This is a genomic window from Pseudogemmobacter blasticus (assembly GCF_003071405.1).
GTDB lineage: Bacteria > Pseudomonadota > Alphaproteobacteria > Rhodobacterales > Rhodobacteraceae > Pseudogemmobacter > Pseudogemmobacter blasticus.
The window spans coordinates 105,186-122,871 of the sequence record NZ_CP020471.1; the positions used below are offsets into that span (position 1 = coordinate 105,186).

The following is a 17,686-nucleotide window of genomic DNA, read 5'->3' on the forward strand; positions in this document are numbered from 1 at the left end:
GACCGCCCCCCCGGTGGCGCCAGACCGGGTTCAGCGGTCGAGCGTTTGGGCGATGAAGCCGGACATCAGCGCCATGGCCTGCTCGGCCCCGTCAAGGATGGCGAAACTTGACGGGAAGACATGCGGCATCGCTTCCCATCGGTGCAGCGAAACCGCATTGCCGGCCTGACGGGATTTCTCGGCATAACGCTCGCTGTCGCTGAGAAGGATTTCGGCGGTGCCGACATGCACCTGAACCGGCGGAAGCCCTGCCAGATTGCCGAACAGCGGTGACACGTCCGGGTTGGCGGGGTTGGTGCCGGCCTGGTAGTTCTGCGCGAAGCCTTCCAGAACCGGGCGGGTCAGATAGAATTCCTCATCCTGACGCGAAACCATCGAACTGCCCGACAGCGTAAGGTCTGTCCAGGGGGACATGGCGACCGCGCCCACCGGCACGGGCATTCCTTCCGGGGCGCGGTGCAGGGCGGCAAGCAGCGAAAGCGTCAGGCCGCCGCCGGCGGAATCTCCTGCGATCAGGATCTTCTCATGGCCTTTGTCCACCAGCCCGGCATAGGCCGCCCGTGCGCTGTCAAGCGCCGCGGGGAAGGGGTGTTCCGGGGCCAGCGGATAATCTGCGGCAAAGACGTTGATGCCCGTGCGCGCGGCGAATTGCCCGGCGAAGTTGCGATAGGCCCAGGCCGAACCTACGCCATAGCCGCCGCCGTGAAGGTAAAGGATTGCCCGGCCCTCCCTTGCGCCTGCAACGCGGCACCAGACACCGGCGACACCGCGCAGGGTTTCCTGTTCATGCGTCACGCCCGCGGCGCCCGGCGTCATTTCCATCATGGCGTCATAGGCCGCCCGGCCTTCGGGGGCCGACAGGGTGCCCTTGAACGGTTCCGACTGGCGCCGGAGTTCGGCAAGAACGGCCAGATCGGTGGCCGAGGGCGTGTGGTCGGTCAGGTAGCTTTGCTGGGACGGTTTGGTCATGGTTCGCCTTCCGCGCGGTGGATGCTGGATATGGCAGATGTATTGTGTTTCTATTTTGGAACAAGAATCCAAATTTCAGACAGAGCGTGCCAGTTATGGAACATAAGTCAGACCTGAACCTTCTTGCCGCTTTCGATCTTGTCGCGCAGCATCAGGGGTTTGGCCGGGCTGCCGCGGCGTCGGGGCACCCGAAGGCCACCCTGTCACGCCAGGTGCGGGCGCTTGAGGATGCGCTTGCGCTGCGCCTGATTGACCGGCACGGCCGGGCCTTCGCGCTGACCGATGAAGGGCGCCTGTTGCACCAGAGAACCCACGACCTGCTTGCCGAGGTGGGGGCCGCGATGGCCGATCTGGTTCATGATCGCGGCGTGCCGCGCGGCCGGCTTCGCGTCAGTTGCCCGCTGGTGTTCGGGCATCGCTTCATGGGGCGGATCGCCGCCGGGTTCTTTCATGCCTTTCCACAGATCGGGCTGGAAGTCACGGTTTCGGACCGGCAGGTCGACCTTGTGGAAGAGGGCTATGATGTTGTCATCCGGGTGAATCCGCCGCCGGACAGCCGCCTTGTGGGGCGCTGCATCATGCGGGATCATTCCCATGTCATTGCATCGCCCGATCTTGTGCTGCCGTCGGGCGGAACCGGGCCGGTTCCTGCCATCATGCGCAGTTTCACCCGAGAGAACCTTGAGGTTGAAACCCTGCGCGGAACCGCCCGAACCGCGCTGACGCTGGCCCCCGCGCTGACGCTGCCATCGTTGTTGATGCAGCGCGATGCCGTGCTGGCGGGTGGTCTGGCTGCCGTCTTGCCGTACTGGCTGGTTGCCGAAGACATCAAGGCGGGGCGGCTTGCGGATTGGGGCCAGGTGCCACAGGCGGTGGCCGAGGTCTGGATCTTGCACGCGGGTCGCCGCCTGACCAGCCTGAAGGTCAAGGCCCTTGTCGATTTCCTTCTCACAGGCGCGAACGGAGCCTTGCCGCAGCGTGTTCCGAAAGCGGCCGGTTCGGCGGATGTGGCGACGCCTAGCTGAGCGCGCCGCGGATCGAGACGACATGCCGGGCCAGATCATGCGCGGCGGCAAGGCTTGCCTCGGGGCCCAGCCCCCGGTGGCGGGCCGCGATCCAGCCTGCGTTGAAACTGTCGCCCGCGCCGGTGGTATCCACCGGCGTCACGGCGGTCAGCCGGTGATGGGACAGCACCCCGTTCACCGCCAGCAGCACATCCTGCCCGCCATTCTTGACCACCACCTCACGCCCCTGTTCCGCCCCGTAGCGGCGGGCACAGGCGGCCAGGTCGGCATCGCCGAAATGGGTGGATTCATCTTCGAAGCTGGGCAGAACCATATCGGCAAGGGTTGCGGCGCGGGTGATGATGTCGCGCATCGTCGCGGCATCTTCCCACAGGCGCGGGCGCAGGTTCGGATCAAAGAGGATGCGCCGCCCCGCCGCCCGGGCGCGGACCAGCGCCGCCAGCAGCCGGTGGCGGCCTTCGGGGGGCAGGATGGCCAGCGTGATGCCGCTGAGATAGACCGTATCGGCCCAATCCAGCGCGCGGGCCAGCGCCGTGGCGTCATCGGCCAGCAGCCGCGCGGCGGAACGGTCGCGCCAATATGTGAAGCTGCGCTCGCCATCCTTCAGCGAGATGGCATACAGCCCCGGCCCGCGTGACGGATCGCGGCGGATGAAACGGGTTTCCACGCCGGACGCCGCAATGAACCCGGCAATCCGGTCTGAAAAGGGATCGGTGCCAAGCGCGGTGAAATAGGCCACCTCGGCCCCGTCACCCAGTTGGCGCTTGAGGTGCCAGGCGGTGTTGAACGTATCGCCGGCGACATTCAGCGCCCAGAGGGGCGCCTGTTCCGACAGTTCCAGCATGGCTTCGCCCATTGACAGCACGCGCATGGTCATGGCGCCGCTTCGCGGGCGATGACGGCGGTCATGCCCTGGGTCAGGATAGTGTCGAGCAGCGCGCAGAGGTCTGCGCCGAACGGCCCGGTTTGCAGCGGCTCTGGCAGAATGTCGGGGCAGACCCCGGCCACCGCGCGGATCAACCCGGCGGGCGTGGTCTGGTGCAAGGCCGCGGCGGCCAGTGCTGCGGCCTTCGGATCATCAACTGGGATCGGCTGGCCCAAGGCATCGCGCCGGGCAAGCCAGGCCAGCCACGCCGCCAGCGCAAGGGCAAAGGGGCGGGTGGCAGTGCCCGCGGCCAGCGCCTGCAAGGCGGGGGCCGTGATGCGCTGCGGCAGTTTCTGCGTGCCGTCCATGGCGATCTGCGCCGTGGCATGGGCGATGGCGGGGTTGCGGAACCGATCGCACAGGGCTTGGGCATAGGCGCCCAGATCCAGCGTCAGCCCCTGAACGGTGGCGGCCGCCGCTGCCAGATGCCGCCGGACCAGCGCCGCATGGGCGGGGTCTGCCATCACATCGCGGACATAGGCCCGGCCCGCCAGTTGGCCGCTGTAGGCCAGCATGGAATGGGCGCCGTTCAGCATCCGCAGTTTCATCTGTTCATAGGGGGCGACATCGCGCACGAACAGGGCGCCGGCCTGATCCCATGCGGGGCGACCGGCGCAGAAATCGTCCTCGATCACCCATTGGGTGAAGGGCTCGGTCTCGACCGCGGCCAGATCGGAATGGCCGGTCAGCGCGGCGGCCGTTGCCGCCGTGGCAGGGGTTGCGGCGGGGGTGATCCGGTCCACCATGGTTGCCGGAAAGCTGGCCCGGGTGGCGATCCAGTCGGCCAGATCGGGGCCATGACAGGCGGTGGCGAATTCCAGCACCGCCGTCCGCAGCTTTTGCCCGTTGTGTGAAAGGTTGTCACAGGACAGCACGGTAAAGGGGGCAAGATCCGCCGCGCGGCGCGCGGCCAGGGCCGCCGCGATCAGCCCGATCACGCCCGACGGGGCATCGGGCCGCGCCAGATCTGCCTTGACCGCCGGATGGCTGCGGTCCAGCCGCCCGGCGCTGGTGATGCCATAGCCCTTTTCGGTAACGGTCAGGCTGACGATGCGACAGGCCGGGTTCGCCATTGCGGCCAGCGCCGCCGCGCCGACATTGGCCCCGGCAAGCACATCTGCCAGCGCGCCAATCACCCGGGCCGAGACGGTTTCGCCCCGTGTGACCAGCGTATAGCGGCCATCCTGCGGGATCAGGCTGTCGGCCACGGCGGTGCCGCGCAACGACACGCCCGTAACCCGCCAGTCGCCGCCCCGCAGCGCCAGTGCGGCATCGGTATAGGCCAGCAGATGCGCCCGGGCAAAGTTGCCAAGGCCCAGATGCACGATGCCGGTGCCGTGCGCTTCGGGCGTATAGCCCGGCCATTCCGCCGCGCCCTGCGGCACCGCGCCAGACGAAAGCCGGGTCATCGCGCCACGCTGACCCCGGGGTGCGCCAGCGCCGTCATGATGCCGCGCAGTTCGGCCAGGCCCTTCAGCCGTCCGATGGCCGGATAGCCGGGCTGCGCCTTGCGCTTCAGGTCATCCAGAATGTCCTGCCCGTGGTCGGGGCGCATCGGGATTTGCCAGTCGGCGCGGCCTTGCGCCTTGCGGCGGCTTTCCTCGGCCAGAACCGCGGCGATCATGGCGACCATGTCGGTGTTGCCTTCCAGATGCGCGGCTTCGTGGAAAGATCCGCCAAGGTCGCGGTCTTCCAGGGCAACATTGCGCAGATGCAGGAAATGCACCCGGTCCCCCAGACGGTGCATCATCCCGGGCAGGTCATTGTCGGCCCGCGCCCCGAGCGAGCCGGTACAAAGCGTGATGCCGTTTGCCGGGATGTCGACGGCCTGCATGACCGCCTTGTAGTCGGCCTCGGTCGACATGATGCGGGGCAGGCCCAGCAGCGGGAAGGGCGGATCATCCGGGTGGCAGCAAAGCCGCATCCCGATGTCCTGGGCCAGGGGGGCCACCTCGGCCAGGAAATCAAACAGATGGCTGCGCAGGCGGGTGGCGGAAATGTTGTCGTAATGGGCAAGATGGGTTTTCACATCCTCCATCGACATGCGTTCGGCGGCGCCGGGCAGGCCGAAGACCACATTGCCCGCCAGTTCCTGCTTGCGGGCATCGGACATGGCGGCGAAGCGGGCTTCGGCGGCTTTGGCCACCTCGGGCGCATAGCTTTCGGCGGCGCCCTTGCGGTTCAGCAGGAACAGGTCGAAGGCGGCAAAGTCGATGGCATCGAACCGCATACAGGTGGCACCGTTCCGCAGCCGGTAGGCCAGATCGGTGCGCGTCCAGTCAAGGATCGGCATGAAGTTGTAGCAGATCACCTCGATCCCGGCATCGCGCAGGTTGCGCATCGAGGTTTTCCAGTTGGCGATATGCGATTTCCAGTCGCCGGTCTGGCGCTTGATGTCCTCGGACACGGGCAGGCTTTCGACCACCTCCCATTTCAGGCCCGAGGGGGCGCCGTCTTTCATGACGGCCAGCATTGCCTGCCGCTGCGCAATTTCCTCGGGCGACCAGACGGCGCCTGTCGGGACGTGGTGCAGCGCGGTGACCACACCCTCTACGCCCGCCTGCAGCATGTCGTCGATGGAAACCAGATCTTTGGGGCCGAACCAGCGCCAGGTCTGTCTCATGGGGTCGTCTTTCTGTCTGGAAGCGCCGGGCGGTCAGGCGCCGGCAAAGGAAATGTGAACCTTGACCGAGCGGGCGCGGTCGCGGGCAGCGTCAAAGGCGGCCAATGCCTGTTCGGCGGGCCAGGTGCCGGTGATCATCGGGCGCGGGTCAATGGCGCCCGCGCCGATCAGGGCTACGGCATCGGCGAATTCGCGGTCGAACCGCTGCGAACCGACAAAGAGGATTTCCTTGCCCACCATCACGTTCAGGGGCATCGGCGTTGGCCCGGCCACGCCGACCTGCACCAGCGTGCCGCGCGGACGCAGGCAGGTGATGGCGCCCTGAATGGCGGCGGCGGCGGCTGAACATTCAAAGACCAGATCGACCTTGCCCTTGTCTTCCTGCCAGGGGGCAAGCCCTTCGGGATGGGTCAGGGTGTTGATGGCGTGATCGGCACCCATCTTGCGGGCAACGGCCAGCGTGGCATCCTGAATGTCGGTCACGATGATTTCCGCAGCCCCCCGCTGGCGGGCGACCGCCACGCAAAGCGCCCCGATCGGACCCGCCCCCGTGACCAGAACCACCTTGCCCGCAAGGCTGCCCGCGACCGCTTCACCCCGGTTGGTGGCGTGCAGGCAGACCGCCAGCGGCTCGGCGCAGGCGGCGGCGCCCGGGTCGGTGCCTGCGGGCAGCGGATGGCACTGGCCGGCGCCGATCACCACAAGATCGCGGAACATGCCCTGCTGATGCGGAAGATACATCGCAGATCCCTTGAACTTCATCGCCGTGCAATGGATCGTCAGGCCCTGACGGCAGAAGGCACATTCTCCGCAGGGATGCGAGGGGTTCATCGCCACCAGTTGCCCGACCTGTAACCCGGTGACGCCCGTGCCCAGCGTTTCGATCACGCCGGCGGCCTCGTGCCCCAGGATGATCGGCTCGCGGACGCGGATGGTGCCGATGCCGCCTTCCAGCCAGTAGTGCAGGTCTGACCCGCAGATCCCGCCCGCACGCACGGCCACCCGCACCTCGCCCGGGCCGGGCGCGGGCAGGGGCTGGGTTTCCAGCCGCAGGTCATTCTGCCCGTGCAGGCGCACGATCCGGTTTTCCGTCATGGTCATTGTCCTGCCCTCACGGCATCAGAAGGTTGGGCAGCCAGGTTGCCAGCGGGGCCCAGTAGCTGACCATCAGGAGGACGACGATGTTGGTCAGGATATAGGGCGTGATGGCACGGATCACCGGCGACAGCGGCAGCCGCGCGATGTTCGACGCAACGAAAAGGCACACCCCGACCGGCGGCGTGGTCAGGCCGATCATCAGGTTCAGCACCGCAAAGCAGGCAAAATGGATGGGGTCGATGCCCACGGCCATGGCCAGCGCCTGAAGGGGCACGAACAGGATGATGAGCGCCGCGATGGTTTCCATGAACATGCCCACGAACAGCAGCAGCAGGTTGATCAGCAGGATCACAAGGAACTTGTTGGTCGTGATCGACAGCACGGTATCGGCCAGCATCTGCGGGATGCGTTCGGCCACCAGAATCCAGCCGAAGACATTTGCCGTGCCGACCAGCACCAGAATCCCGGCCGAACTGATGGCGCTGTCGATGATGATCCTGGGGATGCGCGCCACCGGCAGTTCGCGGTAGATGAACAGACCGACAAGCGCCGCGTAAAGGCAGGCGACGACCGCGGTTTCCGTGGGCGTGGTCACGCCGATCAGCAGCCCGCCGACGATCAGCCCTGTCATGGCGATGGCCCAGATCGCCCCGGTGAACGAGGTGAACAGTTCCCGCATCCCCTGCCAGGCTTCGCGCGGGAAATTCTTTTTCCTGGCGATGAAATAGGTGGTCACCATCATGGCAAAGCCCATCAGCAGACCCGGAATGGCGCCCGCCAGAAACAGCTTGCCGACAGAAAGGCCCGACAGCGACCCGACGATGATCATGGGCACCGATGGCGGGATCATCGGACCCACGGTCGAGGAGGCGGCGGTGACCGCGGCCGAGAAATCGCCGGGATAGCCGGCCTTCTTCATGCCGGGGATCATCATGCCCCCGACCGAGGCCACATCGGCCACGGCCGTGCCCGAGATGCCGCCGAACAGCATGGAGGCGGCGATGTTGGCCTGCGCCAGCCCGCCGCGCATCCAGCCGACAAGGGCATTGGCAAAGCGGATGATCCGTTCGGTGATGCCGCCCGAATTCATCAGGTTGCCCGCAAGGATGAAGCCGGGAATGCACAGCAGCACAAAGCTGTCCATGCCGGCATACATCTTCTGCGGGATCACCACCAAGGGGATGTCGGCGAAAAGCAGATAGGCCATCGAGGACAGGCCCAGTGTCACCGCCACGGGCAGGCCGATGGCCAGCCCCAGCACGAAGACGCCAAGAAGCAGGAACAGACCCATGTCACACATCCTCTGAGGTGGGGATCGGCCGGCCGTCATGGCGCCCGGTCAGCATTTCGAACACGCGCATCAGCGCCCAGAGGGTGAGGGTCACGAACAGGATCAGGATCGAGGCATGGATGAAATCCATCCGCCACCCCAGCGAAGGGGCGGTCTGGCGTATGCCGATCGCCGTGTAGTTCCAGGCCGCGGACAGCAGCGCGATGCCGAAGACGGCGGTCAGCAGCGCGGAAACCAGCCGCAAGATCCAGGGGCCGCGGCCCGGCAGGCTTTCGCAAAGCAGGTCCACATTCACCATGTCACCGCTGCGCAGGGCCAGACCTGCCCCGAGGGCCCCGATGTAGATCAGGCAGAAGCGTGTCAGTTCCTCGGTCCAGACCGGGGCCGTGGTCAGGAAGGTCCGGGCGAAGACCTGCAGCAGCACCGAACCCGACAGGATCAGGAATGCCGCCAGGATCAGAAGGCGGCAAAGCCCCTCCAGCCCCTTGAATGCGTATGTCATGGGTGCCTCCGCATGGGGTCTGCGGGGTGGCCCCGCAGACCCTGCGTGTGATCAGTTGTTGAAGATCTGTTCGGCCAGCGGGCGGATTTCCGCAGGCACAGATGCCAGCACGGCGTCCTTGGCCTTGGCGGCAAAGGCGGCCTGATCAACCTCGACGAACTTCACGCCGCGGCTTTCCAGATCGGCGACCAGCGCCGCTTCATCGGCCAGGAACAGTTCGCGTTCAAAGGCCTGGGTGCGCTTGGCAGCCTCCAGAAGGGCGGCCTGATCAGCTTCGGACAGCTTTTCCCACGACTGTTCCGAGATGGTCAGATAGATCCAGGACCGGACATGTTCGGTCTTGTTGATGACCTTCTGCACCTCGTAGAAGCCGCCCGACTTGAACAGCGCCAGCGGGTTTTCCTGGCCTTCGATGGTGCCGTTCTGCAACGAGGTGAAGACCTCGGAAAACGCCATCGGGGTGGGGTTTGCGCCGATGGCCTGCCAGGCAGCCACAAAGACCGGCACGTTCGGCACCCGCAGCTTGAAACCTTTCAGATCGTCCGGCGACGTGATTTCGCGGTTGGCCGACAGGTTGCGCGGACCGCGGGCGAAATAGGTCAGCGGGCGGATGCCGGCATTGGCGATGATTTCATCGACGATCTGCTGGCCGATCTCGCCCGAGGCGACGGCATCCATATGCTCCAGCGATTTGTAGCCATAGGGCAGGGCCAGCAGCGCGGCCTTGGGCGCCCAGTTCTGCAGGCTTTCGCCCGTGATCGTCATGTCGGCGGTGCCAAGCTGCATCCCGTTGATGACGTCGATTTCCTTGCCCAGGGATTCGTTCGGATAGACCTGCACCTCGACGCGGCCTTCGGTCAGGGCGGCGACTTCCTCGCCGAACTTCAGCGCGGCCTTGTGCCAGATGTTGTCCTCATTCGCGAGGTGGCCCAGCTTCAGGGTCACTTCTGCCGCCATGGCCGAGGTTCCCAGAAGGGCAGCAAGGACGCATCCAGCGGTCAGACGGGTCAGTTTCGTAAAGAACATCGGTTCCTCCTCCAGGATGATGCAGCCCGGCCAAAGCCGGAGATTACAGAAAGTATTCGGGCCGCTCCTGTTTGATCACCGGCAGGTCGGACAGGATGCCTTGCAGATGCGTGCGGATGCGGGTTTCGGCGCCGGTTGCGTCGCCCTCGGCGATCGCATCGACGATGGCGCGGTGCTGGTCGATCAGCCGCGCCACGGGGAAATGCATACTGGACAGAAAGCGGACGCGGTCCATCTGCGCCTTCATTTCCTCGACCACGCGCCAGGCGTTGCCCTTGCCCGCCCCTTCGGCCAGCGTGCGATGAAAGATTTCGTCCGCTTCCATGAAGTCGCGCGCCGATCCGCCGACCAGTTCCTGCTGGCGGGTCAACTGCTGCCGCAGGTTGGCAAGCAGCGCCGCATCGGGGGTGGCGGCCAGCAGCTTGACGATGTCAGCCTCTACCGCCTCGCGCACGAAGCGGGCATCCAGCACGGCGGCCAGCGAAATCTTGGCGACGAACGATCCGCGCTGCGGCCGGATGTCGAGCAGCCCTTCATTCGCAAGGGTGATGAACGCCTCGCGCACGGGCTGGCGGCTGATGCCGTATTGCTGCGCGACCTCTGCTTCAGAGATGCGGGCGCCCGGAGACAGTTCATTGCCGATGATCGCCATCCGCAACGCGGCATACAGTTGATCGACCACGCTTATGCGCACGGTCTGCAGCGTAACAGTTTCGCGGTTGCGATCAGGCATCGGCTCTCTCCCCTGCCGCGACCATTACACCATACTACCATACAAGTAAACACGGAACACGCCGGGCTGCGTGGCCTGCCTGACCGATCTCATGGCAGAGGGGTGCAGACCGGGGCCTGTCTTTCCACCCGGCGGTTCGGCGGGGCGTGGGCAACGCTGGCGCCCGTTCGGCCAGAGTGTCACTGAGGGCGCGGAAGACGCCCCCCACAACCCCCTGACAACAGGCCCATAACGTCCACCCCTTCCACACAGGAAAGGGTGTGACAGAGCCGGGTCAGCCCTGCATCGCTGTTTCTTCGGCGCGCAATCTGCTGCCGTGCATCAGCCCTGCGGCAGCCAGCCGAGGATAGGCGGCGGCGGCGAGAACGGAGTTGATCCGGTGCAGATCGCGAAGGATGTCTAGGAACAGCTTGGCCACCGACCCGTCGGGCGACCCCTGCGACAGATCCACAGCGACGATGCGATCTTCCAGCGCGCGGAAGGCATCCTTGCGGCTGGCCAGATCCTTGGCCACCTCCAGATCATCCGAACACAGTGCGGCCGGCAGAACACGCAGCGTCTCTTGCACAACGGCGCGCAATTCGGCCAGGCTGTTCTGCTGCATCGTGTCGAAAACGCTGTTGCGGCGCACCTTCTGGCGGGCGCGGTCGCCAAGGTTGCGCCGGATGATGTCGCCCGCATGTTCCAGGCTGCCGGCATAATGCAGGATCATCCGCGCGCGCCGCGCCTCGTCTCCGGTCTGGCCTTCGGCTGTCAGGCCCGACAGATAGTGCCCCAGCGCCTTGAGATGGGCCGAGAGCCGGTCATCCAGCGGCTGAAGCTCGCGCAGGGATTCCAGCTTTCCGCTGTCCAGCACATCCAGCGCCAGGTCCACCATCCGGGTGACCATTTCCGCCATGCGCGAGGTTTCCAGCCCGGCATTTGTCAGCGCCATGTTCGGCGTCATCGAGGCCGAGGGCGTCAGGTAGCGCGGTCTTGTGGCCTCTTGCTCGGAAGGCGGTTCGCCCGGCAGAAGCCAGCCGACCAGCCGCAGCACCTGAGGCGCCAGCGGCAGGAAGATGGCGGCGGCGGCAAGGTTGAAGCCAAGGTGCATCTGCGCCACCGCCGTGGCCGGGGTCAGATGCAGAAGGGTCAGCCCGCGCAAGAGCGGCGCCATGGCCAGCACCGCCAGCACGGCCAGCCCGCCCCGGCACAGCAGGTTGGCCACCGGCAGCATCCGCGCGGCGGCCGGCTGGCCCAGCGTGGCCGACAGCGCGGGCAGGCCGCCGCCGAAGTTCAGCCCCAACACGAAGGGCAGCGCCTGTTCCGGCGCCAGACTGCCGTTCATCACGAAGGTGGTCAGCAGAAGCACCACCGTCAGCGAGGAATGGCAGATCCAGGTCAGGATCGCCCCGGCCAGAAAGGCCAGGAACGGCTCGGCCGCCAGCGCATCCAGCACGTCATGGAACAGCGTGGCCTGCTGCAGTGGCGCGGTGGCGCCCACCACCAGCTTCAGCGCGAACAGCATCAGGCCAAGGCCGATCAACATTCGCCCCATGTTGCGGGGCCGGAATTCGGCGGAACGGCCGAAGGTCACATAGCCCGCGAAGATCAGCACCGGCGCCAGCATTGTTGCCACAGAAGAGCCCGAGGCCAGCACCGCCGCCGTGGCCGCCGATCCGACATCGGCCCCCAGCAGCACCGCCAGCCCGGTGGTTGGCGCCAGAAGGCCAGCCCCCACAAGGCTGGAGGCGATCAGCGTTGTTGCCGTGGCGCTGCCCAACACCGCCGTCACACCCAGACCGCCCCCAAAGGCCGCGATCCGGTTCGACAGGCGGCGTTCCAGCCAGCCGCGTAGCCGGTCGCCCCAGCCGCGCTCTATCCCGGTGCGCACCATGCGCACGCCCCACAGAAGCAGGGCAACGCCCCCGAGCAGGTCGAGGATCACAAAGGTGCCGGTCATGGCCGCGCCCTTCAGTCGGCGACGGAAAGGTCGGGCACCACTGCGCCGATGTTGTAGCCTTCAAGCTGGGCGGTCTGCCAGGCGCCGGGCCTGAAGTTCAGGATGGTGCCGGTGCCGGGCGTGACGGGGATCACGCGCGAGGGCCCGATGTCCAGAAAGGCATGGAGTGCGGCACGGATCACCCCGCCATGCACCACTGCCAGCAGATCCCCCTGTCCGGCCGCCAGCCAGTGACGCAGGCCTTCGGCCACACGGGCACGGAAGGTTTCCCAGGGTTCGCTGCCTTCGGGGGTGTATTCGCCCGCGCGCCAGGCGTGATACAGATCGGCATGGGCGGCAATCAGTTCGGGCTTGGTGCGCCCGGTCCAGCTTCCCATGTCCCATTCGCGCAGGCGCGGGTCGGACGGGCAGGTGCCATGGCCGATCAGCTCGGCCGTTTGCCGGGTGCGGCCAAGATCGGACGACACCACCCGCGCCGGGTTCAGCGCCTTGAGAAAGGCCCGGAACCGCCGCACCTGTTCGATGCCGCGCGGCGACAGGCTGGAGTTGTCCTGCCCCTGCAGGCGGCTTTCGGCGTTCCAGTCGGTTTCGCCATGACGCATCAGGATAAGCCGCATGTCAGTCGATCCTTTCGCCGGTCATGGCAAAAACGGCGTCGGGCGCGCCCGACAGGGCAAATTCGATCGGGTCGCCCGGACGGGCGTCGGGGAAGCTGTCCACGATGGCCGACAGGCGCAGGGCGCCCGCCGATGCCGTGACCATGACCTTGCCGGCCATTGGCGCGGCTTCGGAAAACTCGGCCATCAGCACCGGGCGATCCGGGGCCTTGCCGGTGGTGATCTGTTCGGCGCGGTAGAACAATTGCACCTCGTCGCGGCCCTGGGCCAGGGCCGCCGGGGCCAGCGGCACCCCGGCATGAACCAGCCAGTCGCCCTGGCGCGTGGCCACCAGCAGATTGCCCGGCGGGGTGCCAAGGAAGGTGGCGACAAAGGTCGTCGCCGGGCGTTCAAGCAGCTCTCGCGGGGGGCCGAACTGTTCCACCCGGCCCTGGTTCATGACCGCGACATTGGTGGCCATGGTCATCGCCTCAACCTGGTCATGTGTCACATAGACCGAGGTTGCGCCGGTGGCGCGGTGGATGCGCATCAGCTCGCTGCGCATCTCGATCCGCAGCTTGGCATCCAGGTTCGACAGCGGTTCGTCAAACAGCAGGATCGCGGGTTTCGGCGCCAGGGTGCGCGCGATGGCCACCCGCTGCTGCTGCCCGCCCGAGATTTCTGCCGGATAGCGGTCACGCAGCGCCGAGATGCCCAGAAGCCCCAGAACCTCGCCGATCCGTTCCTCGCGCGCGGCCTTGTCCCAGCCCGCCACCTTGAGCGGCCAGCCGATGTTGCCGGCCACCGTCATATGCGGCCACAGCGCGTAAGACTGGAACACCAGTCCGGCGTTGCGCTCTTTCGGGTCGGCCACGACACCGCTGCTGCCCGAGGAGACGGTCTTGCCCATGAAGGCAATCTCGCCCCGCGTCGGTTCGTCCAGCCCGGCCAACATGCGCAGCAGGGTGGACTTGCCGCAGCCCGAGGGGCCCACCAGCACCAGGAATGATCCCGGCGGCACAGCCAGTGTCAGATCCGGTATGGCGGTGAACTTTCCAAAGGCCTTTTCGAGATGGGTGATGCGGATGGCATCCTGAATGGCAGCCTGGGCCATGATCTTTACTCCTTCCATTTCTGCACCCGTGCCTGCAGGGCCTGCGCGATCAGCGAGGCGACCAGACAGATCACCAGGATCAGAACGGTGATGGCATTGGCGAATTGCATGAACCCTTCGGCGGCATAGCGATAGGCCACCATCGAAAGGACGGGAGAGGTTGCGCTGAACAGCAGCACCACCAGCGACAGGTCGCGAACCATCTTGACGAAGACCAGGATCGCCCCGGCCAGAAGGCCCCGGATCGCAAGCGGAAAGACGATGGCCCACATCCGCCGCAGCGGGCTGGCCCCGGTCAGCCGGGCGCTTTCCTCAAGATCGGTGGAGATCTGCCCCAGCACCGACCGCCCGGCCTGCACCGCATAGGGCAGGTTATGGGCGGCGGCCGCGATCACCAGCAGGGTGAAGGTGCCGTAAAGCGAAGGCAGCGGCCCGAGCGGTGCGCCAAAAAGGGCAATATAGGCCGCCGCAAAGGCGATGGAGGGGATCAGCAGGGGCAGGAAGGCCAACTGGCTGAGGACATTGGCCAGCGCGGTGCCCTTGTTGCGGGTGATGGTATGGGCCAGCGCCAGACCCAGCACCATGGACAAGAGCGCCACCACCACCCCCAGCTTGAGCGTGTTCAGCAGCGCGCCGATCAGCACCGGGTTGCGGAAGATGCCGGCCGTGCCCTGCGCGATCTGCCCGCCGCCTTCGCCCAGCCAGAAGTGCAGCGTCCAGTTGGAAAACAGCGCCCCGGTTTGCGGTGCCAGGCTTGAGGCGACAAGCACCACGACCGGCACCACCGTGGTCACGAAAGCCAGCCCGAACCCCGCGACAAACAGCGGCCAGCGCCATTTGCCCAAGGGGAAGCGACGGGTCCGCCCGCCCTTGCCTGTGACCGTCACGAATGCCTTGCGCCCGGATACCAGACGGTCGGACAGGAACAGGAACACGCCGCTGACCAGGATCAGCAACAGGGCCAGCACGAAGCCCCGCTCGGCCTGACCGATTTCGATCATCCCGAACAGCCGGGTTGACAGGGTTTGCATCCGCACGGGCAGGCCCAGCAGGGCAGGGGCGGCGAAGTTCGCCACGGCCCCTGCCAGCGTCAGCGAGGCGGCCGAAACCAGCGCTGGCGTGACGACCGGCAGCACGATGCCGAAAAAGATGCGGGACCGCCGCGCGCCGGTCATCTGGGCGGCTTCCACCAGATCGGCCCCGACCGAAGACAGCGCGGCGGCGATGATGGTGAAGGCAAGGGAATAGTAATGCGCGATCAGAACGATCAGCACCGGCACAATACCCCAGGCCAGCCAGTCGGGGATGATGAAGCCATTGGCCTCGAAGAACCCCGATGACCCGCCCATGCGGCTGTTGCGGAACAGCGTGCCCCAGGCCAGCGCGGCGGCAAAGCTGGGGATCATGAAGGGCAGCGTGTGCAGAACGCCCAGCACCCGGCGGCCCGGCACATCGGTCATCACCACCAGCCAGGCGGTGAAGCCCCCCAGCAGCAGACACCCGGCCGAGACGCCCAGGCCCAGGATCAGGGTGTTCATCAGCGGCCGCCACCACAGGTTCGGCGACATCGGGCTGGCCAGAATGGCGCCCCAGGCCTCCAGCCCGGCGGGCGACAGCGTGGCCAGCAGAATCCGCAACAGCGGCGCCAGCACCAGAACGCTGACGATCAGGATCATCAGCAGCGGCACCAGCCGGCGTGCGGTCAGAAGCCTGCGCCGTGCCGGCGCGGCAATGTCAGGCATCGACATGGGGAAATCTCCGGCAGACGGACGGGCAGACGGGCGGGCGGGAGAATGGGCAGACAGCCGGCGCGGCCACGGGGGCCGCGCCGGCCGTGCATCATTGCAGGGTGATGATCAGATCGGCGATCCTGGCCCGGTTCGCGGCCACGGCCTCGGTGTCGATGGTCCAGGCCTTCAGCCCTTCCAGCGGCACCGAATCCGGGTCATCGGCGATGGTCGACCGGGTGGCGTAATCGCCCGGCACGTTGAAGGGCGCGAAGGCCGGCCCGCCATCGGCGCTGTCGTCGCCGAACATGAAGTCGATCAGCAGCCGCGCCGCAGCCGGGCTGGGCGCCTTGTCGGCCACCGCAAGCACCGCAGGGAACAGGATGCCGTTTGCCGGTTCGACGTTGTTGGCGACCTGCAGCGCCCAACCCTCGTCCTCGTTGTCGCGACGGTCGGAATAGGTGCCGAAGGCGACCGGCGGATTGACCGCATCCTTGGTGCCGACGGCCTTGTTCAGATCGTCGCTGTTCGACACCAGAACCAGATCGTTCAGGAACAGGTTGCGGATGAACTGTTCGCCCGCACCGTTCAGATCGCTGTCGACCGCGATGTCGCTGCCGAACTGCGCCTTGTAGGCGGCGGCCATTTCATCGGGGTGCAGGGCGATCACGGTCAGCAGGTCCAGCAGCTCGCCCCGCTGGGTCGGGTCCACCATCATCACCCGGCCCGACCATTCCGGCAGGGTCAACTGCCACAGGTTGGTGATCGGGCTGCCATCGGGATAGGCCTGTTCATTGTACATCAGCACCTTGGTCGAAAGGCGGTGCACCAGCAGCGGCGCCTTGAACCGATCCTCGATCTGGTCGGCCACGCGGGGCGGCACATAGGTGTGCACCCGGCCCTTGGCCAGCAGGTCGCGCAGCACCACCGGCGCATCGGCCATGTAAAGGACATCAACCGCATAGACGCCGGCCTGCTGTTCGGCCTCGACCCGGGCAATCTGCTTGGCCGAGCTGAGGTCGATTCCGACAAGATCGACACCGGGATAAGCCTCTTCAAAGGCCTTTTCCACCCGGGCAATCCGGCTGGACAGCGAGAAGACGGTGACCGTCTTTTCCGTCTTGGCCAGCTCGTACAGCTCGGCGGGCGACATGGTATCCAGATCCTGCGCCGAGGCCAGGGCCGGGACGCAGGCCGCCGCCAGAAGCACGGCCTTCAAGGTCTTGAACATGCTCTCTCCTCCCAGAGATGGTGCAATCATGCGAAACGTTCGAACAGGCCCGCCAGCTCATCCAGCTTGGTGACAACCTGCGCTTCATGCCGACCGGCGATGGTCAGCAGAATGGCATTCGCGATGGTCATGGGAACGATGGGGGTCTGGAATTCGGTTCCCGACCGTCCCCTGGCCGCCGCCAGCAGATGGGTTGCCGGTGGCGCCATGGTCAGCCCCGCCAGATCCGAGATCAGCAGCGTGGCCGCCCCCGTCTGCGCGGCATGGCCCATCACGGCCGCGTAGTCTGCCGGTTGCTTGCGGAAGGCCAGCACCAGCACCAGATCCTCGGCGCCAAGGCTGGTCAGCCGTTCCGCCATATCGCGGCCGCGCCCGGTCAGCATCACCGTGGTCATGCCGAACCGATCCAGCCGCCGCTGCAGGAAGGCGGCTATGGCCGTGGCATGGCCTTGCGCAAAGATGAACACCTTGCGCGCCGCGACAATCATGTCCGAGGCGGTATCAACATCGCGCTGGTCGATGCTGCGCGTCAGTTGTTCCAGGGCGGCCAGTTCGCTGCGCACCACATCGGCCAGATAGCTGCCGTCGGCAACCTTCGCCACCGACCGGCGCATCCGCGTGGCGGCATCCTGGCCTTCCATCACCTCGCGTTGAAGCTGCGCCCGCAATTCCGGATAGCCGCTGAAGCCCAGTTTCTTGGCCAGCCGCGTGGCCGTCGTCTCATGCACCTGGGCGCGTTCGGCCAATTGCGCGGCGGACAGGAACACCGCCTCGCCCTGCTGGCCAAGCAGCACCTCGATGATACGGCGGTCCGAGGCTGTCAGGCGTTCGGACGTGTCCTGAATGCGCGTCAGCAGAGTCATCGCCGAGACCTCCTCCTGGTT

General features: G+C 66.4%; 16 protein-coding genes. 1 reads left to right on the forward strand and 15 read right to left on the reverse strand.

Annotation, left to right across the window (positions count from 1 at the left end):
• Positions 1-30: 30 nt before the first annotated feature.
• Positions 31-969, reverse strand: a complete 939-nt coding sequence (locus B6K69_RS17745) for an alpha/beta hydrolase (RefSeq protein WP_108645064.1) — start codon at positions 967-969, stop codon at positions 31-33.
• A gap of 95 nt (positions 970-1,064) precedes the next feature.
• On the opposite strand from B6K69_RS17745, the gene B6K69_RS17750 reads away from it, so the two are divergent.
• The gene (locus B6K69_RS17750; protein WP_108645065.1) at positions 1,065-1,994 is read left to right on the forward strand and encodes a LysR family transcriptional regulator; all 930 of its coding nucleotides are present in this window, start codon (positions 1,065-1,067) and stop codon (positions 1,992-1,994) included.
• On the opposite strand, the gene B6K69_RS17755 is transcribed toward B6K69_RS17750, so the two are convergent.
• The 14 genes from B6K69_RS17755 to B6K69_RS17820 all read right to left on the reverse strand — a co-directional run bounded on the left by B6K69_RS17755 (position 1,987) and on the right by B6K69_RS17820 (position 17,665).
• On the reverse strand, positions 1,987-2,871 hold the full coding sequence (locus B6K69_RS17755) for a sugar kinase (protein ID WP_108645066.1): 885 nt from the start codon (positions 2,869-2,871) through the stop codon (positions 1,987-1,989). The genes B6K69_RS17750 and B6K69_RS17755 overlap by 8 nt on opposite strands.
• Complete coding sequence (locus tag B6K69_RS17760; protein ID WP_108645067.1) at positions 2,868-4,328, reverse strand: mannitol dehydrogenase family protein; 1,461 nt, start codon at positions 4,326-4,328, stop codon at positions 2,868-2,870. Before B6K69_RS17760 ends, B6K69_RS17755 begins: the two co-directional genes overlap by 4 nt.
• Positions 4,325-5,542, reverse strand: coding sequence for a mannonate dehydratase (gene uxuA / locus B6K69_RS17765; RefSeq protein ID WP_108645068.1), 1,218 nt, complete (start codon positions 5,540-5,542; stop codon positions 4,325-4,327). Before uxuA ends, B6K69_RS17760 begins: the two co-directional genes overlap by 4 nt.
• Positions 5,543-5,575: 33 nt before the next feature.
• The gene (locus B6K69_RS17770) at positions 5,576-6,643 is read right to left on the reverse strand and encodes an L-idonate 5-dehydrogenase (RefSeq protein WP_108645069.1); all 1,068 of its coding nucleotides are present in this window, start codon (positions 6,641-6,643) and stop codon (positions 5,576-5,578) included.
• 10 nt (positions 6,644-6,653) lie between these two features.
• A complete protein-coding gene (locus tag B6K69_RS17775; RefSeq protein ID WP_108645070.1) occupies positions 6,654-7,931 on the reverse strand; it encodes a TRAP transporter large permease in 1,278 nt (425 codons plus the stop codon).
• Between the two features lies 1 nt (position 7,932).
• Entirely contained in the window at positions 7,933-8,433 is a 501-nt protein-coding gene (locus tag B6K69_RS17780; RefSeq protein ID WP_107674889.1) for a TRAP transporter small permease, read from the reverse strand.
• Positions 8,434-8,484: 51 nt separating this feature from the next.
• Positions 8,485-9,459 carry a TRAP transporter substrate-binding protein gene (locus tag B6K69_RS17785; protein ID WP_108645071.1) on the reverse strand — a complete coding sequence of 325 codons (975 nt, stop codon included), beginning with the start codon at positions 9,457-9,459 and terminating at the stop codon, positions 8,485-8,487.
• Positions 9,460-9,502: 43 nt separating this feature from the next.
• Positions 9,503-10,192 carry a GntR family transcriptional regulator gene (locus B6K69_RS17790; RefSeq protein ID WP_108645072.1) on the reverse strand — a complete coding sequence of 230 codons (690 nt, stop codon included), beginning with the start codon at positions 10,190-10,192 and terminating at the stop codon, positions 9,503-9,505.
• 274 nt (positions 10,193-10,466) lie between these two features.
• Positions 10,467-12,134, reverse strand: coding sequence for a Na/Pi cotransporter family protein (locus B6K69_RS17795; RefSeq protein WP_108645073.1), 1,668 nt, complete (start codon positions 12,132-12,134; stop codon positions 10,467-10,469).
• Positions 12,135-12,145: 11 nt separating this feature from the next.
• Complete coding sequence (locus B6K69_RS17800) at positions 12,146-12,751, reverse strand: histidine phosphatase family protein (protein ID WP_108645074.1); 606 nt, start codon at positions 12,749-12,751, stop codon at positions 12,146-12,148.
• A 1-nt stretch (position 12,752) separates the two neighbouring features.
• Positions 12,753-13,844: an ABC transporter ATP-binding protein gene (locus tag B6K69_RS17805; protein ID WP_108645075.1), complete on the reverse strand. Its 1,092-nt coding sequence runs from the start codon at positions 13,842-13,844 to the stop codon at positions 12,753-12,755.
• Positions 13,845-13,849: 5 nt separating this feature from the next.
• Positions 13,850-15,586: an ABC transporter permease gene (locus B6K69_RS17810; RefSeq protein WP_108645110.1), complete on the reverse strand. Its 1,737-nt coding sequence runs from the start codon at positions 15,584-15,586 to the stop codon at positions 13,850-13,852.
• Between the two features lie 97 nt (positions 15,587-15,683).
• Complete coding sequence (locus B6K69_RS17815) at positions 15,684-16,802, reverse strand: ABC transporter substrate-binding protein (RefSeq protein ID WP_108645076.1); 1,119 nt, start codon at positions 16,800-16,802, stop codon at positions 15,684-15,686.
• A 26-nt stretch (positions 16,803-16,828) separates the two neighbouring features.
• Positions 16,829-17,665 (reverse strand): MurR/RpiR family transcriptional regulator, encoded by an 837-nt coding sequence (locus B6K69_RS17820; protein WP_108645111.1) that lies wholly within the window; start codon positions 17,663-17,665, stop codon positions 16,829-16,831.
• Between the last annotated feature and the right edge of the window lie 21 nt (positions 17,666-17,686).